This window comes from Adhaeribacter sp. (assembly GCF_057359045.1).
The window spans coordinates 44,942-70,255 of sequence record NZ_JBMQUD010000043.1 but is presented as its reverse complement, the minus strand read 5'-3'; the positions used below and the strand labels follow the sequence as shown (position 1 = coordinate 70,255).

The following is a 25,314-nucleotide window of genomic DNA, read 5'->3' as shown; positions in this document are numbered from 1 at the left end:
AATTACCGGAGCTTTAACCACCAGCCCAAACTTTTACGTAGTTTTGAAGAAAATATAAGCAGAATACTATGGTAGCCCTGGGCGATTACAACGAACTGGAAATAATTAAACAAGTTGATTTTGGCGTTTACCTCGATTCGGAAGACGGCGAGATATTGCTACCACAAAAATATTTGCCTGAAGATTACCGGGTAGGCGACACCTTGCGGGTATTTGTATACCGCGATTCAGAAGACCGCATTATTGCCACTACCCTGCAACCCAAAGCCAAAGTAGGCGATTTTGCCGTTTTAGAAGTAAAACAAACGAGTAATTACGGGTCTTTCCTGGACTGGGGCTTAGAAAAAGATTTATTTGTACCGTTCAATAACCAGCGCGATAAAATGCGGCCGGGGTATAAATATTTAGTTTATGTGTACCTCGACGAAAACTCGGACCGAATTGTAGCTACAGCTAAATACGAAAAGTTTTTAAACAAAGAACCCGAGAATTTAGCGGAAGGCGATGAGGTAAATTTGCTTGTAGCCGAATATACCGACCTGGGCTATAAAGTAATTATTAACAATGCGTACATAGGCATGCTTTACAAAAACGAAGTATTCCGGCCTTTAGACCTGGGCGATAAATTACCTGGTTACATCCGTAAAATACGCGAAGACCAAAAAATTGACGTGAGCCTGCAAAAAGCCGGTTACGCCGAAGTTCCCGATGCTGCCAGCCAGATATTACAAAAATTGCAGGCTGCGGGCGGTACCCTGCCCCTATCGGACAACAGCTCGCCGGATGAAATTTATGCCACCCTGGGTATGAGTAAAAAAACGTTTAAAAAAGCCATTGGTAATTTGTACCGCAATGGTACCGTACAACTACTCCCGGGAGCCATTACGCTAGCCACTGAGTAAATATATTTATAAATCCTGATTGCCAGACTTAAACCGGAAACCATATAGAAAGTTAAATAGTATAAAAATACTATTTAATACTTAACCAAATTTACGGCCCCACCTCGTGGCCGTATTTACTAACTATTATTTATGGTTTCTTCGGATAAAACAGCTCTGATAGCGGGAGCCAGTGGATTGGTAGGCAGTTTTTGCCTGCGCTTATTACTTCAGAGTAATTTATACAGCAAAGTAATTGCCATTGGCCGCAAACCATTGCCCATGCAGCATCCCCGCCTCCGGCAGTTGGTTATTGATTTTAATAAGCTAGATAACTATAAGCATAGCCTCGTAGCCGACGACGTATACTGTACCCTGGGCACTACCATTAAACAGGCCGGCTCTAAAGAAAACTTTTACAAGGTAGATTATACCTACGTGGTGCAGTTGGCCCAAATAGCAGCGACTAATGGGGCCAACCAGTTTTTAGCTGTTTCGGCTTTGGGCGCCGATGCCAGATCGAAAGTATTTTACAGCCGGGTGAAAGGCGAAATGCAAGAAGCCCTGAAAATATTACCTTTCCGGAGTTTACATATTTTTCAGCCTTCTTTGCTGCTGGGCCCGCGTCCGGAAAAACGCCTCGGCGAAAATATGGCTTCGGTGTTTATGCAAAATTTAGATTTCTTGTTTAGAGGCCCGCTCCGCAAATACAAAGCCGTTGCCGCCGAAGATGTAGCCAAAGCCATGCTGTACGCCGCTAGTCAGGAAATGGCCGGGGTACACGTACATCCTTCCAAAGAACTGAAAGAAGATGCTATTTTGTTCACGGCCGCCGGCCTCTAACGCTGTTTTGCCCAAAATCTGCTTTTCAGAATTACTTATTTATACTTTCTATTAGGTAAAACACATGCAAAACTATCCGCCCGTGCGGCTTAAATCTATATTTCCCCGTGCCGTTAAGTACGATCAGGATTGGGTGCGCAAACATTCAATGGGCGAAAACGTGCTCTTTAACCTGGAAAGTTTAACGTCTGTAATGGCTTTAAAGCCAGGCATGCGGGTGTTAGATTTGGGTTGTGGTCAGGCTATAAGCGCTATATTTTTAGCGAAAGAATATAAAGTACAGGTTTGGGCCGTAGACGAAGCCGTATCGCCGGCCGAAAATTACCAGCGCATTCTGGAAGCCGGTTGCGATAACCAGGTTTTTCCTTTACAAGCCGATGCCCGGAATTTGCCTTTTGCCGATGAGTTTTTTGATGCCGTTATTGTGGTTGATTCTTACACTTACTTTGGCACCGACGAAAAATACCTGCCCTATATTTGCCAGTTTCTTAAACCCGATGGTTACCTGGCCATTGTAGATGTGTGCTTTACGGAAGAAATAGAAACCTTACAGCAGGTGCCGGCCTTTTTACGAAAAGATTATACCAAATATTGGTACTATGTACACTCCGTGGCCTGGTGGCGCAAACTCTGGGAAAAAACCGGCTTGGTACAGATTAAAGCAGCCGACATATTACCCGCCGCCGCAGTTATCCGGGAAGAATACATAAAAGATGCTACGCAGCCCGGCAAAAAAGATCCGTTTTCTACGGCCCTTAAAAAAGATACCCAAGGCCTTATTTCCTTCTTCCGATTAATCGCCCAACGTACCAGCAAAGAAGTTTACCTGCAATCTTATAAATAGCCGTTACAGACTTATTTAAGTTCATTGCGCGACACCACGGGATTATAATTACTTAATGTTCTGCGCTTAAGGAAAATAAACACCCGGTGGTATATGACGCGGGCGTCCTCGCCTTTGTCTTCTTTTCCCGGCCCTTAGCCGCTATTATTTAATTGACAAGTTTATAACGGCCAGAGGCAGGCAGAAAACCTCACCAGCGAGACGCTGGCGAGCGCATTAAATTAAATGCACTACCAAATTTATTATTGGTAGTATATCGGCTAAAAAACGGGCTGATTGCGCCAGCCCGATGAAAGAATATTGATGTTGATTAAGCTGTTTAGGCTTTACTGTTTTGCTTAGGCTTTTTCTTTTTCAGCACCAGTTTTTCGGTGTATTCAATTATTTTACTCGCAATATCTACGTTGGTGGCTTTTTCTATACCTTCCAGACCCGGCGAAGAGTTTACTTCTAAAATTAGTGGTCCGCGGTTAGATTGCAGCATGTCTACGCCGGCCACAGCCAGGTCTAAGGTTTTGGCGGCCAATAAGGCGGCTGCTTTTTCGGCGCGGGTTAGTTTTATGAGCATGCCCGTGCCGCCACGGTGCAAATTAGACCGAAATTCACCTTCTTTTCCTTGGCGTTTCATGGCCCCAATTACCTCGCCGTTTACAATAAAAGCCCGGATATCAGCTCCCTTCGATTCGGAGATAAATTCCTGCACAATAATGCGGGCTTTTAAATTATGAAAAGCTTCAATAACCGATTCGGCGGCTTTTTTGGTTTCGGCCAGCACAACGCCCAGGCCTTGGGTACCTTCCAATAATTTAATAACCAAAGGGGCGCCACCTACTTCATTTACCAGTTGTTTGCTATCTTTAGAATAATTGGTAAAGGCTGTTTTGGGCATACCTAACCCTGCCCGCGACAAATTTTGCATACAACGCAGCTTATCGCGCGAACGCACAATAGCCTGCGACCCTACCGCACTTTTTACTTTCATCATTTCGAACTGCCGCACCACCGCTGTACCGTAAAAAGTTACAGAAGCCCCAATCCGCGGAATAACCGCGTCAAAATCGGTTAGTAAAGCGCCTTTGTACATAATAGCCGGTTTGCCCGCTTCAATAATCAAATCACATTTTAAATGATCCACTACCACCACTTCGTGCCCCCGCGCCTGCGCTGCCTCTACCAACCGCTGGGTAGAATACAATTTTGGGTTCCGGGACAGAATTGCTATTTTCATAACTTTTTATTTTTTCTTAATTGATTTCTGGTTTTAATTTTTTGCTTACGGGCTACTTCTTTTTTAGAAACATCTACTACAAAATTATTTTGTAAAATAGCCCGCCCAATTAACACCGGGTATTTTAAATCGCTTCTGTTCGAAAGCGAAAAATCAGCTTCTAATATTTCTTCAAAAAACTGAATTTGGGTGCGAATAACGTACCGCTCCTGTACCTGCCCAAAAGAACTTTTAACATCGCGCAAGCTAAACTCCTCAAACTCAAAAACCTGCTGGTGGTATAGCGGATGCGAGGGATCCAGTAACCGGCAACGGATAGCTTTGGTGCCATCGGGCCGGGTAATTTCAGTAATATCGGTACAGTGAATAGCCGAAGTAAAAGCGCCGGTATCTATTTTGGCTTCTATGTTAAAGAGTTTTAATAACGGGAAACTTACCAACTCGCGCCGCCCAATAATTTTTTTGTTTTCTGCTGCCATACCTGGAGCCAAAGTTAAACTTAAAAAAGGTACTACACCTTATCTTGATTTTAAACAATTTTCTTATGGCCTTACTTTCGTAAAGAAATACCGTATAAATACGGGTGTCCTGGTTCTTTTACGGGATTAGCATCCATTTGCCCAAATCTGTTTTTGAAAATTAGCATGAAAAAACTTACCGCCTTCATAATCATATTATTAATTTCCCGGGCAGTTATGGCCTTGCCATTTACCACTACCACCGGCACAGAATACTTACGGGTGGCCCAAAAAGGGGCTGCCGACCCTGCCGAATTAGCCCGGATGGTATTACTGGCTATTCAGAATAATAATTTTGAAGACCTGAACGCCATTATCCTCGACGACCAAACTTTGGGGCAGCTGAAAAAAAGCAGTTCGGAAGATGTAAAAGCTTTACTGGAAAAAAGTACGACTACTGATATTAAAAATGGCTTAAAAAATAATTACCAGGAAATTATGCAGCAGGGAATTTCCCGCACCATTAACTGGGCCAACGTAGAAATAACCGAAACCAAAGTAGGCAAAGGCTCGCCCACAAGCCCAATGGTGCAGCCAATTACCATAACGCTTACGAATAAAGAAAACCAAGCGGTGCAAATATTGCTGGAAACGGCTAAACTAAACAACCGGTATTTTCTATTTCAGCGAATGGCCTTAAAACCTTAGCTGCTTGTCTAACCAATAAGATTTTACCGGAATATTTCGCGGTGCTTACGTAAGTAGCTGGCTACATCGTGCAATAAAAAGGTGTGTCCGGTTTTTAGCAAAACCAAATGGCCATTTTGCAAAGCTTTCACAAACACCTGCAAACTGCGTTGCGGAATAACTTTATCGAACTCGCCCAAAAATAAAAATACCTGAATCTGGTGCTGGTTGAGCAAGGCTACAATTTTCCGGATATCGAAATTTAGCTGGCTAAAACCCACCCAACTTTTATAAATCCGGAGGCGCTTGGGCGTACTTTCCATTTGCCAGTTGGCAAACCGCAGCAAACCTTTATCTACCAGTTTGTACCGGTCGAGGAGCTTTACAAATTTAAAAAAAGGCACCGGTTTTAAAACAGTACGCTTAAATAACCCTTGCAACCAACCCGGGTAAGTTGCCATGCTGTACCAGAAATTGGTTTTAATGCCATCGGGGGCTACAAGTAAAACCCGTTCTATTTGGGCCGCAAAACCTTCGATTAAAGTTAAAGCAAACTTGCCGCCCATGCTAAAAGCCATTACCGAAAACCGCCCTATATCTTTTTCTTTCAGCAACAATCCAATTAGCTCACATAAATAATTTTTCTGCAACGGCCATTTAGCTTTAGGTAATTTGCTTTTGCCGTGGAAAAATAAATCAAAAGCATAAATGGTGCACTCTGGCCGCAAAGCTTCGGCAATTATTTGAAAATGGCTACTCTCCTGCCCATACCCATGAAACGCCAACACAATGTGCGCACCTTGCCCGTAGGTTTGGTAATGCAATTTGGTATTTTGGTGCTGAATAAAAGGCAAGTTAGTTGTTAGTTGTTAGTGAATACTGGTTTGGCAGAACCGGGTTCTGTTTTTCAGAAAAAACACCCGGTTTTATCTCGATTTTCCTAGGAAATTATTGCTATTAATTTGGTAAATGCTTGAATAATTTTCGCTAAAGTGTATTCCACAAAATTTATAACCCAACAATCAATAACTAATTAATGTAAACCAACCCTTACAATTTAGAAACGCCACCCGAAACCACAAATTTCATAACTTCGCTGCTGGGGAGTTCCAGGTAAGTAACGTTTTCTTTGGGTACTACCCAGAGTTTACCCGAGAAATTATAGGAATCAGGGAAGTAAACCGCCATTTTATCGTCGAAGTTTATGGAAGCCAGACTGTCCTGCGTTACAAAACCAATACGGTGCAGCGGCGGTTCGTTCTGCATTTTTACGAGTACCGGGCGGTTAAATTTTTGGTTATCGCCCACAAAAGCATCGAACAAATCTTTTATAGCCGAATAAATAAGGCTGACAATGGGTACCCTAATAAAAATGCGCTCGGTTAAAATAAAAAATGGCCTCACTAAAAATGAAGAACCAATAAAGCCGATTAGGGTAAGTAACAGAATAATGACCAGAATACCCAAGCCAGGAATGTGGTAGCCGGCAATATCCAGGTCAAAAAAATCATCGAGCCAATTTAACAGGGCCAGAATGATGTAGATGGTAAGAGAAATGGGCGCCATGATCAGGAACCCATTCAAAAAGTATCGGAATAAACGTTTCATCATATAAGTTTGGCTATTAACAATAGCCAGCAGCAGTTTAAAATTAAACCACCGGTTCCAGCACCGCTTGACTCAGGTGCTGTATGCTATCGGCTACTTGTTGCATGAGCCACATAGGGGTAGAGGTAGCACCGCAAATACCTACGCTTTGGGCGTGCCGGAACCATTCTGGCTCCAGTTCTTCTTCGTTTTCGACGAAATAACTTTGGACATTTACCTGCTTGCAAACGCTATACAACGCTTTACCGTTAGAACTTTTTTTACCGCTAACAAAAATAATTACGTCGTGCTCGGCGGCAAAACGGGTAAGCTGGGGCTCCCGGTTAGATACCTGCCGGCAAATGCTGTCGTTGGCATCAAAATTTGCCAAGCTGCCTTGTGCCTGTACTATTCGTTCTTCCATTAAAGCCTTAATTTTATAAAAGCCTTTGGTGCTTTTGGTGGTTTGGCTAAAAAGGGTAACGGGCCGGGAAAAATCAATTTTATCCAGGTCGGCTTCAGAAGTAACAATAATGGCCTGGTCGTGGGTTTGGCCGGCAATGCCAATCACTTCGGCGTGGCCTTGTTGCCCGTAAATTACTATCTGGCCATTTAAAGTCATGATGTCATCATACGCGTGTTTTACCCGGTTCTGTAATTTTAAAACTACCGGGCAAGAGGCATCTATCAGTTCCAGGTTATTTTCCAGGGCCAATTGGTAGGTTTCGGGCGGTTCACCGTGGGCCCGAATCAATACTTTACAATCGCGTAATTGTTTTAACTGCTCCCGGTCGATAATACGCAAGCCTTTCTGGTATAACCGCTGCACTTCCATGCTGTTGTGCACAATATCACCCAGGCAATATAATTCCGGTGCCTGCTCCATCTCGTCTTCGGCCATCTGGATGGCAAACTCTACCCCAAAGCAATAGCCCGAATTTTTATCTATGGTTATGGTCATTTTTTTAATTCAAACGCGTTTTCAGAACATTAAATATCCCCGGAATTACCATTTCAAAGATTAAGCCATTTATTAAATTTAATGCAATCGCTAAAAATACTTCTGCTTTAATCTTTTATTTATACTTTTCAATATCAGGTCAGAATTCATAAATATTGCCGGAGATAAAATGCCGCCGTGGCTGCTTAACTCGATAAATAAAATTCTTCCTGAAATAATTTGGCCGCAACACGCTCCAGCACAAAATCAACCTGCTCGTCGATGGTTATATAAGAAGTATCCAGCAAAGCGGCATCCGGTGCCTGAATTAACGGGCTTTCTTTCCGGGTAGAGTCAATTAAATCGCGTTTTTGCAGGTTCTGAATAATATCATCGATGGGTACCATTTCGCCTTTCTCCAGCAATTCCTGTTGCCGGCGCTGGGCCCGGGTATACACATCGGCTGTCATGAATATTTTTACCTCAGCATCCGGAAAAACCGTGGTGCCAATATCGCGGCCATCCATTACTACGCCCCTTTTTTTGCCCATTTTTTGCTGTTGCTTCACCATGCAATGCCTTACTTCGGGTATTACGCTTACCTCACTTACAGCATTAGAAATATACATCTTTCTAATTTCGTCTTCCACGTTCAGGCCATTCAGGAAAACTTCGTTGCGTTGGGTCCGGGCATTGCGTTCAAACGTAATATGTATGTCCTGCAGGGCCTGGGCAATTTTTTTGGGGTTGGTAAAATCAATATAATGTTCTAAAAAATAAAGGGTAACCGCCCTATACATGGCTCCTGTATCTATATAGGCGTAATGTAATTCTTTAGCTACCAATTTGGCAGTAGTACTTTTACCACACGAAGAATATCCGTCTATGGCCACTACTATTTTTTTCATATATAAGGCTACCGGGTTTTTACTTTATTTTTCGTTGCACGGACAAGGTACCGGTTTTCCCTTACGCATTTTCCGTTGGTAGGTCTTGGTTTTTTTCGACAGGCTAGGCTTTGGACTGCAGGCCATTTCTATGGTGCTACCACCCAAAAACAGCAGCAGCATACAAACCCAAACTAATTTTCTTAAAATCATTTAATTTATTTTTCGAGGAACTGCTAACCATGCAGGTATACAGCCTAAACATGCTTATATCTTAAACCAACCGGTAAGGCGTGGCAGCAGATATGTTTAAACATGGCGGGCGGCACTTACAGTTCCTGAAATTAGTTAACCTTTTCCCGCCTCAAAAATACGAAAACCATTTAACTATTATTGCTACTAATGCGCCGAAAAGAATATTAAAGATTTTTTATTTAAATTCCGGATATTAGCCGACAGTCATTCCGGTATCCATTACGGCGGCATTGGCTCTTTTCCAGCCAAAATCTAAATTGGTTTTTTGTACGTGGCAGGGGTGGCAAAGCAACTGAAAATTAGACAGCCAGCACCCGCCGCCGCCATTTTTAACCGGCACCACGTGGTCTACTTTAAGCTGGCGGCGCGACCGGCAAACTGCACATTTTTTGCCGTGGTATTTTGCCACGTAATATTCAAACGTACCGGGTTGGCCGTCAATAATGCGCCATACATCTAGGGCAAAGCTGCTGCAATCGTTACTAGCCCAGCGTTTCCGGCGGCCGGTTAAGGCGGCACCACATCCACACGAGCAAAAACCATCCTGCCGGTCCGGAAACATATCCGGAAACTTTAAATGACTTTGCAAGCGTTTATGTTTATTTATCGCTAAACGTTGGTAAATAGAACTTGGGTCGAAAAATAAAACCCGCTGCTGCCAGGCGTGCTTTAACTTAACGGCCTTAAACGGCAAAACGTAAGAAATCATTTTCTCTGCCTCAAAATTCTCTTCTCCGGGTTCGGCTACTGGCATGCAAAATCATGTATTAAGCCCCAAACTTAATTAAGATTAAGCAATCGTTAAAAACAGATAAACGTAAAAACCAACCTATTCAAACGCTTGGCTTTGCCTTACCGTATGAACGAATTACCATTTTTTAAATACTTGAAAGTTTAATTTAAGCCAACAAAACCGGGTTATATTTTTGATTTTGTTATAATTACACAAAAGGTGCTGGTGCTACTCTCCTGCCAAGTGTAAGTACCAACCTGACCCGTGGTAAGAACAATTGGCGAAAGAAGAACAGTTTTATTTATTTTACTTTATCAAACCAAAAGAAGCTTACACATGCCGGCCTACCCCAAAGACTTTAAAATAAGCGGAAAAATTGTTGACGTGCTGCAACAGCAAATATTTGAAGGCACCATAGCGGTAGTAAACGGTAAAATTGCCACTATTACACCCGAACCAACAGCAGAAACCGGCTATATTATGCCCGGCTTTATTGATGCGCACGTGCACATAGAAAGCTCCATGTTGGTACCGGCTGAGTTTGCCCGGCTGGCGGTGGTGCACGGTACGGTAGCCACCGTATCGGACCCGCATGAAATTGGTAATGTACTGGGCTTAAAGGGCGTAGAATACATGCTGGAAAACGGGCGGCAGGTACCATTTAAATTTTATTTTGGCGCACCCTCCTGCGTACCGGCCACTCCTTTTGAAACAGCCGGCGCCGAAATATCGCCCGAAGACATTGAAGATTTATTCCAGCGGAGTGAAATAAAATATCTGGCCGAAATGATGAACTGGCCGGGCGTGTTAAACGGCGATCCGGTGGTTGAACAAAAAATTACCCTGGCGCAAAAATTTGGCAAACAAGTAGATGGGCACGCTCCGGGCCTGCGCGGCGAACAAGCCCGCCAATATTGCGACGCGGGCATTACTACCGACCACGAATGTTTTACCGCCGAAGAAGCCCTGGATAAATTAGCCTGCGGCATGAAAATATTAATCCGGGAAGGCAGCGCCGCCCGTAATTTTGAAGCCCTTATTGGCCTGCTCCCCGACTACCCAAATCAAATAATGCTTTGCTCCGACGATAAACACCCCGATAATTTGGTAGAAGGCCATATTAATTTGCTCGTGAAAAGAGCGCTGGCCAAGGGCATTGATTTATTTAAAGTATTAAGAGCCGCCTGTGTAAACCCGGTGTTGCACTACGATTTAGAAGTAGGTTTACTGCGCCCAAACGATCCGGCCGATTTTATTTTAGTTGATAACTTAGATGATTTTAAAGTACGCCAAACCTATATTAACGGCTTTTTAGTTGCCGAAAATGGCGAAACCCGCATTGCTTCGGTTAAGAGTGAAGTAATTAATAATTTTAATACCAGTCCTAAAACCCCTGCCCAGTTCCGGGTGCCGGCACCCGGAACTACTGCTATGCTACAAGTAATTGAGGCTTACGACGGCCAGTTGATTACCGGCAACAAAGCCGTACCAGCCAAAATTGTAAACGATGAAATTGTGGCCGATGTAGCACAGGATGTTTTAAAAATGGCCGTGGTAAACCGGTACCAGGATGCCGCACCTGCCTTGGCTTTTATTCATAATTTTAACCTGCAAGAAGGTGCCATTGCCTCTTCGGTCGGCCATGACTCGCACAATATAATTGCCGTGGGTACCGACGACGAATCGTTATGCCGGGCTGTAAACCTGCTGATAGCCGCCAAAGGAGGAATTGCGACGGTAAGCCCAACCGAAGAAAAAATATTGCCCCTGCCAGTTGCCGGTATTATGTCGGCGGCCGATGGGTATGCCGTAGCGAAAGCTTATAGCGAACTGGATGCCCAGGCCAAACAACAGGGTTGCACCCTGGCTTCGCCGTTCATGACTTTATCATTTATGGCTTTATTGGTTATTCCGGCGCTTAAACTCAGCGACCAAGGTTTATTTAATGGACATGACTTTACGTTTACGCCAGCTGTTTATAAATAAAGTGGTCATACACCAGAAAACTTAAACCATCCGCCCTAGTACCAACTGGTATTTAGTTGCTGCCTAGTAATGCCTCAAAACTAACTTATATTAGTATACCCCGGCAGTTTTAAAAAACTGCCGGAGATAGCCTAGAGCAGTGGCAGTAATCTATCCTTTAAATTTTCGGAATAATTATTTGCCAAAATTTATGGCTGCCAGCATCTAAGCTTTTCTCCATTATCTCACCTATTTAGTAATCTACTGGCTTCCAACCTAATATTTTGGACCTTCTTTAAAATATAATTTTAATCACACACAAGCTATTCTGGGCAAACTCTTATACAAAACAACACTCCTATTTAAATTATCCAAAAAATATTTATTCCATCCAATTATATAAATATTAAAATATTTACCTATTTTCAAGCCGAATTATTTAACAATGCAATTTATTTCAAATTCAAGCTTGACACTAAATTGTAATTACCTGGCATAATAGAGTAAAACAGACCATAATAAAGCGATTTTATTGCACATTTAATTTTAATCATTACAATAACAAAATACCTGCAAATTCATTTTGTCCAATAAATAACTCATCCTTTTAACTATGATAAATTTTACACCGGAACCAATAAAAATTTATTTAAAGTTAAATTTATATTTAACCCTGATTTTAGCCGGGGTTTTACTACCTTTATTTAGCCAAGCCCAATTTGTAAGAAAAGGAGACGCTGTTAAAATTTCAGATAAGTGCTTTAAAATTACCGAAGACCGGCTAAACCGCTACGGTTCTATCTGGTGGCAAAACAAAATTGATTTGCGCGAGCCTTTTGAGTTAAATTTTATTTTGTATTTAGGCACCAAAAATGATAGCGGTGCCGACGGCATCTCTTTTTTGTTTCATAACGACCCACGGGGCTTTAATGCGACCGGTGCTGTAGCGGGCGGCTTAGGTTACGGAGTGGCCGCTGAATTTCCGAATACCCCTCCTATTGTACCGTCGGTGGCCATTGAATTTGATACGTACGATAACAACAACGACGAATACAACCAAGGATTTGACTACGGTGATATTCCGGCCGACCATAGCACAGTGGTATACAATGGTCAGGTATCACAACCACAATTCCCGCCCGTTTGGCTTAACCCCACCAATCCGGATGTAGAAAATAACCAATGCCAGAGCTACCGGATTTCCTGGAACCCCGCCACCCAAGAATTAAAGCTGTATTTTAACGATCAACTGCGGTTTAACCATACCGGCGATATAATAAATGAAGTATTTGGCGGCCAAAGCTCCGTTTACTATGGCTTTACGGGTTCTACCGGCGGCTTATCGAACGAGCAAACCATTTGCCTGTTAGATCCGGAAAGCAAACCGGAAGCTCAAAACGATGTAGCGACAACCCTGCCGGGCCAACCGGTTACCATTGCCGTTACCCAAAACGATTCGCATACCGATGGTGAACCCATTGCGCTTTCGCGGGTAGCTAATAATCCGCAGAATGGCCGGGTAACAATTGTGGGGCAAAATATCATTTATACCCCCAATGTGGGTTTTATTGGCACTGATACTTTTACCTATGAGGCTTGTGAGGCCAGTTCTTCTAAATGTTACTCCAAATGTGCCTCGGCTACCGTTACGGTTACAGTTGCCTGCCAAACTTTACCCGAAGCTACTGTAACGGCCAGCGGTTCTACAGCTTTATGCCCGGGCGAACAGGTTACTTTAACCGCGCGCCCGGGTTATACCTACCTCTGGAACAATGGGGCTACCACGCAAGCCATTACCGTAAATCAGCCCGGTGACTATGCCGTTACTTTAAAATCGGCGGATGGCTGCACGGCCACCTCCGCAACAACTACGGTAAGCATTACCGAGGTAAAAGCGCCTTTAATCCGGAGCAGTGGCACGAATACATTATGCCCTGGCGGCAGTATTACTTTGTTGGCTTTTACCGCCGAAAATGAACCTGCTTCTGACCAAAACGGATTTACCTTTCGGTGGAGCAATGGGCATACAGGTCCGTCGCTTACGGTTACAGAACCGGGCTCGTATACCGTAAAACAAATTACCCCTACTGGTTGCGAAGCTACATCTGCGGCAACTGTAATTAATCCGCGCCCGGTTTTGGCAGCTCCGGTTATTACGGCGGGCAGCCCAACTACTTTTTGTTCCGGTGGCCAGGTTGTATTAACGGTTGCGCAGCAAAATGAGGCAAATTACCAATGGTTCCGCAACGGCATTGCGGTTGGTTCTAACTCGGCTTCTTTTACCGCCAATGAGGCCGGCACTTACACCATAACCATCAGCAACAGTTGCCAGGAAATAAATAGTCCGCAAGCCGTAAACGTAGTGGTAAATACGCCTCCCCAGACTTTTGCTATACAAAAGGTTTCAGCCGGAAATGCCTGTTCGGGCGCAACCGTAAAATTATCGGTGCCGGAAGAAGCAGGAATCACTTATAAATGGTTCCGGAATGGCCAGGAACTGGATAATCAAGGCTATACCTTTACCGCTACTGAAAGTGGCAGCTACACCATTACTGCTACCAATGCCTGCGGAACTACCTCGGTTACTGAACAAGTGCAAATTACTGCTCCGGGCAATTTGGCGCCACCCGTGGTAAGCAACGGCAGCCGGTGCGGCTCCGGCAGTATAACCCTTAGCGCCAGCGGCGGCCAAAACGGCGAATACCGTTGGTACAGTTCAGCTACCGCCACTACACCTTTACCGGGTCAGACCAATAGTAATTTTGCCACCCCCTCTATAAGTATAAACACTAATTATTATGTATCCATAGCCCGCAATGGCTGCGAAAGTGAGCGGGTGCCGGTAACGGCTACTTTGTTAGATTTACCGGAGGTAAAGGTTAGTGCTGCTGTAACCATAAATGCCGGCGAAGCTACTATTCTGGAAGCGACCGGAGCCGAAACTTACCGCTGGCAACCACTAACGGGTTTAAACAACCCCAACATAGCCAGCCCCACAGCCCGACCTACCGAAACAACCACGTATACCGTTACTGGTACCAATGCCGCCGGGTGCGCCGTACAAGCCCAGGTAATTGTTACGGTTAAACAAGATTTAATGATACCCACGGCTATCTCGCCCAACGGCGATGGGGTAAATGATACTTGGGAAATCACCAATATTCAACAGTTCCCTCAGGCGCGCCTCGAAATATTTAACCGCTGGGGCAATAAAATTTACGATGTTACCGGCTACCGCAACAACTGGAACGGCACCTGGCAAGGCAGCCTGTTGCCGGTAGGTACTTATTTTTATGTAATTACCCTCGATAAAAACCGGAAACTAACCGGCCCAATCAGCATTGTTCAATAAGCTTATTTCTCATATTAAAATGAAAAAACTTTTACTTTTCACAGCTCTGGTGATATTCCCTTTTCTGATTAAAGCCCAGCAAAAAGCCCAGTACTCGCAATATGTAATTAATAGTTACCTGTTAAACCCGGCCTTAACCGGCATAGAAGAATACGCCGACGTTAAACTTGGTTACCGGCAGCAATGGGCTGGCGTAAAAGGCGCGCCGGTTACTTTTTACCTGAGCGGACATGCTCGTCTGGATAATGGTGTTAAAACCCGGAAAGCCAATGCATCGAAATTTATTAAACCCCAAGCCTTTGCCGCCGAAGCACCTAACAACGGCTTACAACGGAAAATAAAACCGTTTCATGGGGTAGGTGGTGTGGTTTTGCGCGATCAGATTGGCCCTTTTTCCCGAACTGAAGCCAGTGCCTCGTACGCCTACCATTTACCGCTGGCGAGTAACGTAAGATTGGCTACCGGTGCCTCTCTGGGAGTTATCAGCCAAACTTTCCGGGCCGATGCAGTTACTTTTGCCAACACCCAAGACAATGCCAATGTAGGCTGGAATAAAATGACGCCCAATATCTCTACCGGCCTTTGGTTATATGGCGATAATTTTTACGCGGGTGCTTCGGCCAACCAGCTTTTTGCTAACGTGGGTGCCGCCCAAGACGACCGGCCGGGCAATAATACCCTGCGCAGCCATTACTTTATTACCGGTGCTTATAAATTTGCCCCCTCGCCTACCCTGGCTTTTATTCCTTCCGTTTTAGTAAAATGGATCCAACCGGTGCCGGTGTCGGTAGACTACAACCTCCGGGCCATTTACGACGATAAATATTGGCTGGGTGCCTCTTACCGCCAACAAGATAGCTTTAGTATACTGGCTGGTTTAACCCTTAACCACCGTTTTGATTTAAGTTATGCTTACGATCTGGGCGTTAGTTCATTAAGCAGTACCAGCACGGGCAGCCACGAAATAGTATTGGGCTTACGCTTGCAAAAAAATAATTAATCAATACTTAATTAAATTCATGCATTAAAATATTTTAATAAACACTTTTCCCAGATTTGAGTAAATACGAATAACCGGCTAATTTATACGAATAAATATTTACTGGCCGCGCAGCAAAAAATAATATTCTCCATGCCATCCGAAACCTTGATTTTAATGCTTGTGGGTTTGCTGGTAAGTACTTTTGGTACAGTAGTTGGGTTTGGCGGCGGGGTATTTATGGTCCCCATTTTAATTTTATTTTTTCATTATCCCATTGAGTTAGCCATTGGTTCTACCATGTCGGCTATGTTTCCGGCAGCCTTAATTGCTTCCTTTTTTAATTATCGCGAAAAAAATATTGATTATGTAGTTGCTTCTTTAATTCAGTTTCCGGCTATGGCCGGCACCGTGGCGGGAGGGCTGCTGGTATCTTTTCTGCCGGTAGTAGAGCTGCAGTTTATATTTGCTTTTTTTGTAATAATTATCGGGTTTCTTATTTTATCTACGCCGCCGGAAGCTAAAAAAGTTAACCGCAAAACGGGTGTTATGTACCGGGTAACGCACATGCCCACTTCTTTTATTCGCAAAAATCATCAGAAACATTTGGCGTACCGCATTAATGGCGGCATTGTAGCTTTGTTTGGCCTGGTAACCGGCACGGTAGCGGGTTTGTTTGGTATTGGCGGGGGCTTTTTGCAAACCCCGGCCATGATTAAAGTATTTAAAATGCCGGCCCGCATTGCCACATCAACCTCTTTATTTATTTTAACGGTTACCAGTTTTACCGGGTTATGTACCCATTTTTGGCTGGGGCATATAGATTGGTTTAAAAGTATTCCGCTCATGACCGCCTTTGCCATTGGCGCAGCTTTAGGTCAATTCTTTAAAAGCGACAACCACAATATTACCGTTATCGATGTATTGATTGGTATTGGTTTGTTTTTAGCCGGGATGGCGCTGATAGTAAATATTATTATTAAAGCCGGCGTTTTATTTAACTATACATTTTAAGCTTACCCTAACCTGAATTAAGCTACCCACATTTTAGCTGATTAAAGCTACTACGATTGGTCAAATTATTTAAGCAAGCCGCTCAAGAATATTATTATAAGATAAAAATATTCTTGAGCGGCTTGCTATTCTATAATCTATCAGCCATTACTCTGTTTCATACTGATGCGCGGCTAATAAAGCATTCATTTTTTCTACTGTTAAAGGCTTAGTCAGGTAGTACGCTTTAAATAGGGCAGCTTTATCGGTATCTTGCGGATGGGAAGAAGTTGATAATATGGCTACCAAAATATCATGTCGGAAATTTTCATCGAGGTGCTGATACATTTCCAAAAATTCAAAACCATCCAGCACCGGCATATTTATATCCAGTAATATTAATTCGGGTTTGCTTTCCGGAGCAGGATTTACGGCTTTGCTTAAATCTTCGAGATAATCAATCGCGTGTTTTCCATTACTGATAACTTTAATGTGGTCGGTTAAAACCATGCGTTTCAATAATCTTTCGTTTAGAAAATTGCTGGTATCGTTATCGTCAATCAATAAAACACTTCTTAGTTTTTTCATTTCTCTGTTTGCGAACTTACTTTTTCGGAAAATAGATTTTAAAAACGGAACCTGCTCCCGGTTTACTTTCTACTTCTATCCGACCCTGATTATTTTCAATAATCCGTTTAACAATAAACAAACCTACGCCACTTCCTTCAATATTATCGTGCAAGCGCTTAAACAAAGAAAATATTTTCTTTTCGTGTTTTATTAGGTCAATCCCAATACCGTTATCGGCAACTGCCAGCACAGTATAAATACCTATATCCTGGCTGGTAAGTTTCACCTGCGGGGTTCTATCTGATGCCCGATATTTAATACCATTACTTACCAGGTTGTAAATAATACTTATTAAATTTTTATGCGTAAACCATATTTCGGGGGCTGCCTTAAAATCTGCGGTAATCTGCACGCCCGATTCGGCGATTTCTGCTGAAAGATTTGCTTTTACCTCGTCTAGCACCTGCTCTAAATTTTGGTTGCTAAAATCGGCTTTGCTCACATTTTTATCTATTGTGCTTACTTCGGTTAAATCCTGCACGGTATTATACATACGGTTTAACGATTCTTCCAGCCGTTTTAATAATTCGTTTACTTCGGGGCTGGTATTGGTGAGTTCTTCGCTTAAAGCCGTAACCAGGCCTTGTGCATTTACCACCGGCGATTTTAAATCGTGCGAAGCACAGTATACAAAATTATCAAGGTCGCCGTTTATCCGGATTAATTCGCCGTTTTTGGTAATTAAATCTTTTTCAACTTTTTTTCGGCTTTCAATTTCTTTTTCGAGCTCGCGGTTGCTCCGGCTTAGCTGCGCCGACCGCTGGATAACCCGTTGCTCCAGTTCGTCGTTGGCTTTGCGTAAGGCAGCCTGGGCTTGTTCTTTTTTCTCTATTTGTTCGGTTAAACGGGCATTTGCGGCTTCTAAACGCGAATTACTGGGTAACTCTAAAATCTGGGGCAAGGCCCTAAACAGGGCAATGGCCGTAAAAACCGACACCAAACCCGTAAGCATGGTAACTACCCCAGCCAGCCGGTAAGTAGGGAACCAAACCGTCCAGATATCGATAAAATGGGTAGTGCCGCAAGCCATAATAAATATGGCAAACAATATAAATACGTTGCGCTGTGCTAAATCTTCCCGCTTTTTTACAATATAAAAAAGCATAAAAGGTAAGGTAAAATACGCTAATCCGGTCAGGCCATCGCCCACCACGGTTAAGCCTAATATATCGGGTCTCCACAGGTAGCAATGACCGTGCGGCATAAAATCCGTAGATTCAAATAGCCTTCTGAAGAATTCTACCATACCTGTAAGCGCTTAGCTAAAACAAATAATACAAATTTTCTTTAAAAAGCTGCAAAGTTAATTACTTGTAAATAAAAAAATAATGGCTGGTAAATTAATTTACCAGCCATTAAAATTAATATAAATTTTTATTAAAATTATTCTATATAACCTTCAGCACGCATCCAATCATCGTTGTAAATTTTGGCTAAATAGCGGGTTCCGTGGTCGGGCAGCAGAATTACCAGCACATCTTTCTCGGTTAAATTTTCGCGGGCGTATTCTAAAGCGCCGTGTACGGCCGTACCACAAGACCAACCCACAAACAAACCTTCTTCTTTGGCCAGGCGCCGGGTCATGAGTGCGCCATCTTTATCAGTTACTTTAATAAATAAATCTATCAGGTCAAAATCTACGTTTTTGGGCAAGATATCTTCGCCAATGCCCTCAGTTTTGTACGGGTAAATTTCGTTGGGATCAAAAATGCCGGTTTCTTTGTATTTTTTAAACACCGAACCATACGTATCTAATCCAATAGATTTAATGGTGGGGTTTTGCTCTTTTAAATATTTTGAAATACCGCAAATAGTACCGCCGGTGCCTACGCCACAAGCAAAATGCGTAATTTTACCTTCGGTTTGCGCCCAGATTTCCGGCCCCGTTGTGGCATAATGCGCGGCCGTATTAGAAAGGTTGTCGTACTGGTTGGGATAAAAAGAATTAGGAATTTCCTGGCTGAGCCTTTTGGCTACCGAATAATAAGAAGCCGGATCTTCGGGAGCCACATTGGTGGGGCAAACAATTACCTGGGCCCCTACGGCTTTTAAAATATTAATTTTTTCGGGGCTTTGTTTGTCGGTTAAGGTAAAAATACATTTATAGCCTCTGGCCGACGCCGCCAAAGCCAAACCCATACCGGTATTACCCGAAGTCCCTTCAATGATGGTGCCACCCGGTTTTAGAATGCCGGCCTGTTCCGCATCTTCAATCATTTTAATAGCCATCCGGTCTTTTACCGAATTACCCGGATTAAAATATTCTACTTTGGCCAGTACAGTAGAGGCCAGGCCATCGGTTACTTTATTCAGTTTAACGAGTGGTGTGTTACCAATTGCTTCTGTAATGTGGTTTAAATACATGTACTTTATTTATATTGTGCAGTAGATTAAACTTAAAAGATTATCTACCAACTATCCTGACAAATGCTTAAAAGCAGCAACTTTGCAAAAATAGGCTTTTTTAGCCTAATTATTTATTCGTAGCGGCTATTATATCTTAAAACCGAGCAGCGTTTAGTTATAGTTCAGATGGGTGAACATTATTTTTGGAAGCGCGGCAAAAAAACCTATTTTTGCAACACTTATTTCAATTGAGCGTCAGACACCTTAAAAAAAATAAAAATGAGTGTTTTAGTAAATAAAGATTCCAAAGTAATTGTACAGGGATTCACCGGCTCAGAAGGCTCTTTTCATGCCCAGCAAATGATAGAGTACGGCACCAATGTAGTGGGCGGGGTTACGCCGGGCAAAGGCGGTTCTACTCACCTGGACCGGCCGGTATTTAACACGGTAGAACAGGCTGTAAAACAAACCGGGGCCAATGTATCTATTATATTTGTACCACCGGCCTTTGCGGCCGATGCTATTATGGAAGCCGCCGACGCCGGCATTAAGGTAATTGTTGCTATTACCGAAGGTATTCCGACCAAAGACATGATTTATGCAAAAGAATATATCAAGAATTTTGATGTTACTTTAATTGGCCCTAACTGCCCGGGCGTTATTACCCCCGGCGAAGCCAAAGTAGGTATTATGCCGGGCTTTGTTTTTAAACCAGGCCGTATTGGTATTGTATCTAAATCCGGAACCTTAACTTACGAAGCAGCCGACCAGATTGTAAAAGCGGGTTTAGGTATTTCTACCGCTATTGGTATTGGCGGCGACCCTATTATTGGTACGCCTACAAAAAATGCAGTAGAACTGCTCATGAACGATCCCGAAACCGATGCTATTGTAATGATCGGCGAAATTGGCGGTAACTACGAGGCCGTGGCTTCGCAGTATATTAAAGAAACCGGCAACAAAAAACCAGTAGTAGGCTTTATTGCAGGTCAAACGGCACCAAAAGGTCGCCGGATGGGCCATGCAGGTGCTATTATTGGTGGTGCCGACGATACCGCCGCTGCTAAAATGAAAATTATGCGCGACAGCGGTATTTACGTGGTAGAATCGCCGGCTAATATTGGCGAAACCATGCTAAAAGCTTTAAACGGCGAATCTGTATCGGCTTAGTAATTAAGCTTAATGATAATAAAAGAGGTGCAACCAAAAAGGTTAGCACCTTTTTTTATAACCTTTGGTTTTGTTCGGCGGTTTATTATAGATAGAATAACCGATTAAATAAAATTTAAAAACGATGGAACACCTGACCGACCTAGGATTGGAAAAAGAAACCAACCAGGAATTAGTGCAAAAACTAAATGAATTACTGGCCAACTACCATATATATTACCAAAATTTACGAGCCTTCCACTGGAACATAAAAGGCGTTAACTTTTTTCAGTTACACGCCAAGTTCGAAGAACTGTATACCGAAGCCCTGGTTAAAATAGATGAAATTGCCGAACGAATATTAACGTTGGGGCAAACCCCGTTGCACACCTTTACGGATTACGTGCAGGTAGCCCAAATTGAAGAATGTCGTAACCTGACCGGCGATCGGGAAACCGTAACAGCCACCATCAACAACATCAATACCATTATACAGTTAGAGCGAGCCATTTTAAAGCTAGCTGGCGAAAGCAACGACGAAGGTACTTTGGGTTTAATAAGCAGTGATTTAAACGAAAATGAAAAAAACCACTGGATGCTGCGGGCCTTCCTAAAAAGTTAGTCTAAAGGATTACCTAAATTAAAAGCCGGCTCATATTATATAAGGGCCGGCTTTTAATTTAGGTAAGTACAAAAAAAAAGGCTTGATTATTCAAGCCCCTTTCCCCTAATAAAAAAACACCATTTAATATTTTTAATCTGATAATAAACTTATCCGATATAATTTCTTTCTGAGTTTAGAATTGTTTTTCTAACACTAGTTTATACGTGCAAACCTATTAATAAGGTTATGCAAAAATTAACTTTTTTTTATTTATTTTTAATCATTATGCCAGTAAAACATGCTTCTTCTTAATGCCCAGCGCTTTATGCGTTAATATTTCCAAAGAAATATTTTTGGCTGATACAGCTGTTTTAGCAGCCATTCTGAATTACAGCTAACGAATAAATATTTGTGGTTGCCACCAGTAGCGTAATAAAAAAAAGCTGACTCTTTGGAGAATCAGCTCTTATACTTTTAAAACCGGAAATATTATTTTTGCCGGTTAAGAATATTTAGGCCGCCGGCATTTATTACAAAACCCAAACTAAACACCGAGTAGGCCGCTGTTAAGGTTTTACCGTTACGTAAGCCAAAATTGCTGCCGGTGGTATATTGTAGCTGTACCGACGGATTTAAAGTGAGCCGCGTGTAAAATATAGGTTCGATAAAAAAATTTGTTTCACCGGGTTTATCTACCCCGTTAAGCGAATATTTATATAAATCGATGTAGCTGGCCCGCAAAGCGGTTCCGTAGTTTAACGGAAAATCGCGGCCAAATAAATGCCACGACTTGCGGCGTTTGGAACTGTAATTAACCTGTAAAAAATATTTGCTAAAGCTACCTTCTTTGCGCTCATAGGTTTGTTTGCCTTCGGTAGTTTCTTCTTTTTTAATCCGGTCGCTGCTTCCCCGGCCGTAACCACCGTACACTTCCAAAATCCGGTTCCGGTTGGGCCCAAAAGTAGTAAAATAGCCGGCCGCACCTTCGAGCAAATTGTGCCGGAAATCTTGCTTTTTACGCTCGCTGTTTAACATAGAGCCATTTAATTGTAAAGCAAAATGGTCGGAAACGGCGTAAGCGGTGTTAAAAGTAAAATTGCCGCGTAAGGTTGCGTGCGCCCCGGCACTTAGTTCTCCTTTTTGGGTAAACATGGGCACATTGGGTACATTGGGCATATAAACCGAGGTACAACCAGTACCCATAAAAGCTAAACTACCCAATAAACCTAAAGCCGAAATTACTTTTTTCATTTTAAAATATATCTTAACAGAAAACTAAATGATGTTTGTGCCACCTGAAAAATAAGGGGAATGTAAAGCAACTGCGTAGTATTTCTGTCAGGAGATTGTACTTGATTTTGGGGAGTAAATTGCCACTTTTTAGGAAGAAAACCAAACCTGTTTTTCGCTATATAGCTGCCCGCCCCATATGTTAACCGCACCTTAACCTGCCGTACAAGCCGTACAGAAATCTTTAGAAAATATACAGGCTAAAAAAATGCCTTACTTCTGCAAAGAAATAAGGCATTTATTAAATTTAACTTATTTATAACCTTTTAATAAGGCGATCTAAATTAATTTTATTTGGCGTAGCTAACCGAACGCATTTCCCGGATAACGGTAATTTTAATCTGGCCGGGGTACTGCATTTCTTTTTCAATCTTTTGCGAAATATCAAAAGAAAGTTGCTGAGCCCGCTCGTCGCTTACATTATCAGCATCAACCATTACCCGCAATTCGCGGCCCGCCTGAATGGCATAGCACTGGTTAACCCCATCAAAATGCTGCGCGGTTTCTTCGAGTTCTTTTAAACGCTTGATGTACGACTCCATTATTTCGCGACGGGCACCCGGACGAGAACCAGAAATGGCATCGCAAGCTTGTACCAACGGCGAAACCATCGCGGTCATTTCAATTTCGTCATGGTGGGCACCAATGGCGTTGCATACATCGGGGTGCTCTTTGTATTTTTTAGCCAGTTCCATACCCAAAATAGCGTGCGGCAGTTCGGGCTCTTCGGGAGTTACTTTGCCAATATCGTGCAATAAACCGGCACGCTTAGCGTGTTTAACATTTAAGCCTAACTCGGCCGCCATCGTGGCACACAGGTTAGCTACTTCGCGGGAGTGCTGCAATAAATTTTGTCCGTACGACGACCGGAAACGCATACGACCTACCATTTTAATTAATTCGGGGTGTAAACCGTGAATCCCTAAATCAATAATGGTGCGTTCGCCAATCTCTACAATCTCGTCTTCAATATTCTTTTTGGTTTTAGCCACCACTTCCTCAATGCGGGCCGGGTGAATCCGTCCATCAGATACTAAACGGTGCAGCGATAAACGGGCAATTTCGCGCCGTACCGGGTCAAAGCCCGAAATAATAATGGCTTCAGGGGTATCATCTACAATAATTTCTACGCCGGTAGCTGCTTCCAAAGCCCGGATATTACGGCCTTCGCGGCCTATAATTTTTCCTTTAATGTCGTCGCTCTCAATGTTAAATACCGATACGCAGTTTTCGATGGCGTGCTCAGCGGCGGTGCGCTGAATGGTTTCCAGAACCACTTTTTTAGCATCTTTGGTAGCAGTTAGTTTGGCTTGGGCTACCACATCTTTAATATAAGAAGACGCCTGGATTTGCGCTTCGTTCTTTAAAGATTCAATTAATTGCTCGCGGGCTTCGGCGGCGCTCAGGTTGGCAATTTTTTCTAATTGCTCAATTACCGATAAACGGGCTTTCTCAACTTCTTCTTTCCGTTTTTTAATGGTTTCGAGTTGAGCGTTTAGCTGTTCTTTTTGGGTATTTAACTCGGCCTCTTTGCGTTTTACCTGCTCGGCCTGGGCGGCTACCTGTTGTTCCCGTTGCTTTACTTTGTTTTCGTTCTGAATAATGATGTTTTTCTTTTTGTTAACATCTTCTTCAAACTCGGCTTTCAGGCGCAGGTATTTTTCTTTGGCCTCTAAAATCCGGTCCTTTTTCAGGCTTTCGGCGTTTATTTCGGCTTCCCTAATAATTAATTTTGCCCGTTCGCGGGCTTCGTCTTCTTCTTTCCGGAATACCTGCCGCAGCAGGTTACGCCCTATCACAATGCCGGCGCTTAACGAGGCTAAGGCCGTACCAATAATATAGAAGGTGGTGGACATGACTATAATTTTTATATGGTTAAAAATTATAGCAGCTATATAAATGGCCAACCAGAAGTATGCCTAACAGAAATAAATAACGGCCGGAGCCGGTTAATCTAATTTAAGAGTTGTAAGAAGTTGGTCTAAATGCGCTAATTTTTCAGTAAAAGCACTTTTGTCGGTTTGTTTACTTTTAACAGTATGCAGGCTATCGGCCGCAACCTCCAGGGCCACCATAGCCAGTAAATCCTGCTTATCATCTATACCAAACTGGTCTCTAAAAAGCTTCAGGCGCTCGTTTAGTAACCGGCCGGCTATGCGTAGCCTCTCTTCTTCTTCTTCGGTAACCCGCATCGGATAATCCCGGTCAGCTATACGAATTTTTATAGATAACTCATTCATATCTTACGGTTTACAGGTAATTTATAAGGTTTAGTTGGTTAACAGTAAGTAAAATTTATTTCTAAATAAAACAGGTATTATAGTAAAAAACACAACTAATACCGCTATAAGGAACCACCGAAATTCAATCTCTTAAATAAGCAATACACTTATCTATTTCTCGAATATATTCGTTTATTTTCAGCTTTAACTCTGTAGCGTTGGCAGCATCGGCTGCTATCGTATTTACAATTTTAGTTATATTATCTCTATTTTGAAAATTTTTTATTTCTTCGTCTTTCTGATGAATCACCAGTTCCAACTCTTTAATCTCTAGGCGGGCCTTTTCCAGGGCATCCTGGGTCTGGTTATAACGCGAGATTAATTTGGTTAGCTTTTGTTCTATCCGGTTAAGCTGGTCTAGTTCTTCTCTTAATTCCATAG

The 25,314-nt window shown here is 42.8% G+C and carries 23 protein-coding genes and 1 pseudogene; 10 read left to right on the top strand and 14 right to left on the bottom strand.

Annotated elements, in window-relative coordinates; genetic code table 11:
* The first annotated feature begins 68 nt into the window (after positions 1-68).
* From ACO1R6_RS07600 to ACO1R6_RS07590, 3 genes are all read left to right on the top strand, one after another.
* Positions 69-902, top strand: coding sequence for a CvfB family protein (locus tag ACO1R6_RS07600; protein WP_486263592.1), 834 nt, complete (start codon positions 69-71; stop codon positions 900-902).
* A gap of 132 nt (positions 903-1,034) precedes the next feature.
* Positions 1,035-1,724, top strand: coding sequence for an oxidoreductase (locus tag ACO1R6_RS07595; protein WP_486263590.1), 690 nt, complete (start codon positions 1,035-1,037; stop codon positions 1,722-1,724).
* Positions 1,725-1,788: 64 nt separating this feature from the next.
* The gene (locus tag ACO1R6_RS07590) at positions 1,789-2,568 is read left to right on the top strand and encodes an SAM-dependent methyltransferase (protein ID WP_486263588.1); all 780 of its coding nucleotides are present in this window, start codon (positions 1,789-1,791) and stop codon (positions 2,566-2,568) included.
* A 319-nt stretch (positions 2,569-2,887) separates the two neighbouring features.
* Here ACO1R6_RS07590 and rimK read toward each other — a convergent pair whose 3' ends face one another.
* On the bottom strand, positions 2,888-3,796 hold the full coding sequence (rimK, locus tag ACO1R6_RS07585) for a 30S ribosomal protein S6--L-glutamate ligase (RefSeq protein ID WP_486263586.1): 909 nt from the start codon (positions 3,794-3,796) through the stop codon (positions 2,888-2,890).
* Entirely contained in the window at positions 3,793-4,275 is a 483-nt protein-coding gene (locus ACO1R6_RS07580) for an ATP-dependent zinc protease family protein (RefSeq protein ID WP_486263585.1), read from the bottom strand. Before ACO1R6_RS07580 ends, rimK begins: the two co-directional genes overlap by 4 nt.
* A 165-nt stretch (positions 4,276-4,440) precedes the next feature.
* Here ACO1R6_RS07580 and ACO1R6_RS07575 point away from each other — a divergent pair, with 165 nt between their 5' ends.
* On the top strand, positions 4,441-4,962 hold the full coding sequence (locus ACO1R6_RS07575) for a hypothetical protein (protein WP_486263583.1): 522 nt from the start codon (positions 4,441-4,443) through the stop codon (positions 4,960-4,962).
* 23 nt (positions 4,963-4,985) lie between these two features.
* On the opposite strand, the gene ACO1R6_RS07570 is transcribed toward ACO1R6_RS07575, so the two are convergent.
* The 5 genes from ACO1R6_RS07570 to ACO1R6_RS07550 form a co-directional block, all read right to left on the bottom strand.
* The gene (locus ACO1R6_RS07570) at positions 4,986-5,795 is read right to left on the bottom strand and encodes an alpha/beta fold hydrolase (protein WP_486263581.1); all 810 of its coding nucleotides are present in this window, start codon (positions 5,793-5,795) and stop codon (positions 4,986-4,988) included.
* Positions 5,796-5,991: 196 nt separating this feature from the next.
* Positions 5,992-6,552 (bottom strand): DUF502 domain-containing protein, encoded by a 561-nt coding sequence (locus ACO1R6_RS07565; RefSeq protein WP_486263579.1) that lies wholly within the window; start codon positions 6,550-6,552, stop codon positions 5,992-5,994.
* Between the two features lie 40 nt (positions 6,553-6,592).
* Positions 6,593-7,489 carry a 4-hydroxy-3-methylbut-2-enyl diphosphate reductase gene (locus ACO1R6_RS07560; RefSeq protein ID WP_486263577.1) on the bottom strand — a complete coding sequence of 299 codons (897 nt, stop codon included), beginning with the start codon at positions 7,487-7,489 and terminating at the stop codon, positions 6,593-6,595.
* Between the two features lie 185 nt (positions 7,490-7,674).
* Complete coding sequence (cmk, locus tag ACO1R6_RS07555) at positions 7,675-8,376, bottom strand: (d)CMP kinase (protein WP_486263575.1); 702 nt, start codon at positions 8,374-8,376, stop codon at positions 7,675-7,677.
* 427 nt (positions 8,377-8,803) lie between these two features.
* Positions 8,804-9,364: an HNH endonuclease gene (locus ACO1R6_RS07550; protein ID WP_486263573.1), complete on the bottom strand. Its 561-nt coding sequence runs from the start codon at positions 9,362-9,364 to the stop codon at positions 8,804-8,806.
* Between the two features lie 315 nt (positions 9,365-9,679).
* On the opposite strand from ACO1R6_RS07550, the gene ade reads away from it, so the two are divergent.
* From ade to ACO1R6_RS07530, 4 genes are all read left to right on the top strand, one after another.
* Positions 9,680-11,329: an adenine deaminase gene (gene ade, locus ACO1R6_RS07545; protein WP_486263571.1), complete on the top strand. Its 1,650-nt coding sequence runs from the start codon at positions 9,680-9,682 to the stop codon at positions 11,327-11,329.
* A 592-nt stretch (positions 11,330-11,921) separates the two neighbouring features.
* The gene (locus tag ACO1R6_RS07540; RefSeq protein ID WP_486263570.1) at positions 11,922-14,660 is read left to right on the top strand and encodes a lectin-like domain-containing protein; all 2,739 of its coding nucleotides are present in this window, start codon (positions 11,922-11,924) and stop codon (positions 14,658-14,660) included.
* A gap of 19 nt (positions 14,661-14,679) precedes the next feature.
* Positions 14,680-15,660: a PorP/SprF family type IX secretion system membrane protein gene (locus tag ACO1R6_RS07535; RefSeq protein ID WP_486263568.1), complete on the top strand. Its 981-nt coding sequence runs from the start codon at positions 14,680-14,682 to the stop codon at positions 15,658-15,660.
* Between the two features lie 132 nt (positions 15,661-15,792).
* Positions 15,793-16,653, top strand: coding sequence for a sulfite exporter TauE/SafE family protein (locus tag ACO1R6_RS07530; RefSeq protein WP_486263567.1), 861 nt, complete (start codon positions 15,793-15,795; stop codon positions 16,651-16,653).
* A 147-nt stretch (positions 16,654-16,800) separates the two neighbouring features.
* Here ACO1R6_RS07530 and ACO1R6_RS07525 read toward each other — a convergent pair whose 3' ends face one another.
* The 3 genes and pseudogenes from ACO1R6_RS07525 to ACO1R6_RS07515 form a co-directional block, all read right to left on the bottom strand.
* Positions 16,801-17,220, bottom strand: a complete 420-nt coding sequence (locus ACO1R6_RS07525) for a response regulator (protein ID WP_486263565.1) — start codon at positions 17,218-17,220, stop codon at positions 16,801-16,803.
* Between the two features lie 16 nt (positions 17,221-17,236).
* A complete protein-coding gene (locus ACO1R6_RS07520) occupies positions 17,237-18,508 on the bottom strand; it encodes a sensor histidine kinase (protein ID WP_486263564.1) in 1,272 nt (423 codons plus the stop codon).
* 140 nt (positions 18,509-18,648) lie between these two features.
* Positions 18,649-19,626, bottom strand: a pseudogene (locus ACO1R6_RS07515) (PLP-dependent cysteine synthase family protein); the annotation flags it as partial.
* A gap of 261 nt (positions 19,627-19,887) precedes the next feature.
* Between ACO1R6_RS07515 and sucD the strand changes: the two are divergent.
* Together sucD and ACO1R6_RS07505 are read left to right on the top strand one after the other, a co-directional pair.
* A complete protein-coding gene (gene sucD / locus ACO1R6_RS07510) occupies positions 19,888-20,778 on the top strand; it encodes a succinate--CoA ligase subunit alpha (protein ID WP_486263563.1) in 891 nt (296 codons plus the stop codon).
* Positions 20,779-20,902: 124 nt separating this feature from the next.
* Positions 20,903-21,379, top strand: coding sequence for a Dps family protein (locus tag ACO1R6_RS07505; protein WP_486263561.1), 477 nt, complete (start codon positions 20,903-20,905; stop codon positions 21,377-21,379).
* 471 nt (positions 21,380-21,850) lie between these two features.
* Here the strand turns inward: ACO1R6_RS07505 and ACO1R6_RS07500 are convergent, their stop codons facing one another.
* From ACO1R6_RS07500 to ACO1R6_RS07485, 4 genes are all read right to left on the bottom strand, one after another.
* On the bottom strand, positions 21,851-22,612 hold the full coding sequence (locus ACO1R6_RS07500) for a hypothetical protein (RefSeq protein ID WP_486263559.1): 762 nt from the start codon (positions 22,610-22,612) through the stop codon (positions 21,851-21,853).
* 329 nt (positions 22,613-22,941) lie between these two features.
* The gene (gene rny / locus ACO1R6_RS07495) at positions 22,942-24,507 is read right to left on the bottom strand and encodes a ribonuclease Y (protein ID WP_486263557.1); all 1,566 of its coding nucleotides are present in this window, start codon (positions 24,505-24,507) and stop codon (positions 22,942-22,944) included.
* 93 nt (positions 24,508-24,600) lie between these two features.
* Entirely contained in the window at positions 24,601-24,891 is a 291-nt protein-coding gene (locus tag ACO1R6_RS07490; protein ID WP_486263555.1) for a cell division protein ZapA, read from the bottom strand.
* A gap of 124 nt (positions 24,892-25,015) precedes the next feature.
* Positions 25,016-25,312, bottom strand: coding sequence for a hypothetical protein (locus ACO1R6_RS07485; RefSeq protein WP_486263553.1), 297 nt, complete (start codon positions 25,310-25,312; stop codon positions 25,016-25,018).
* Positions 25,313-25,314: the final 2 nt, after the last annotated feature.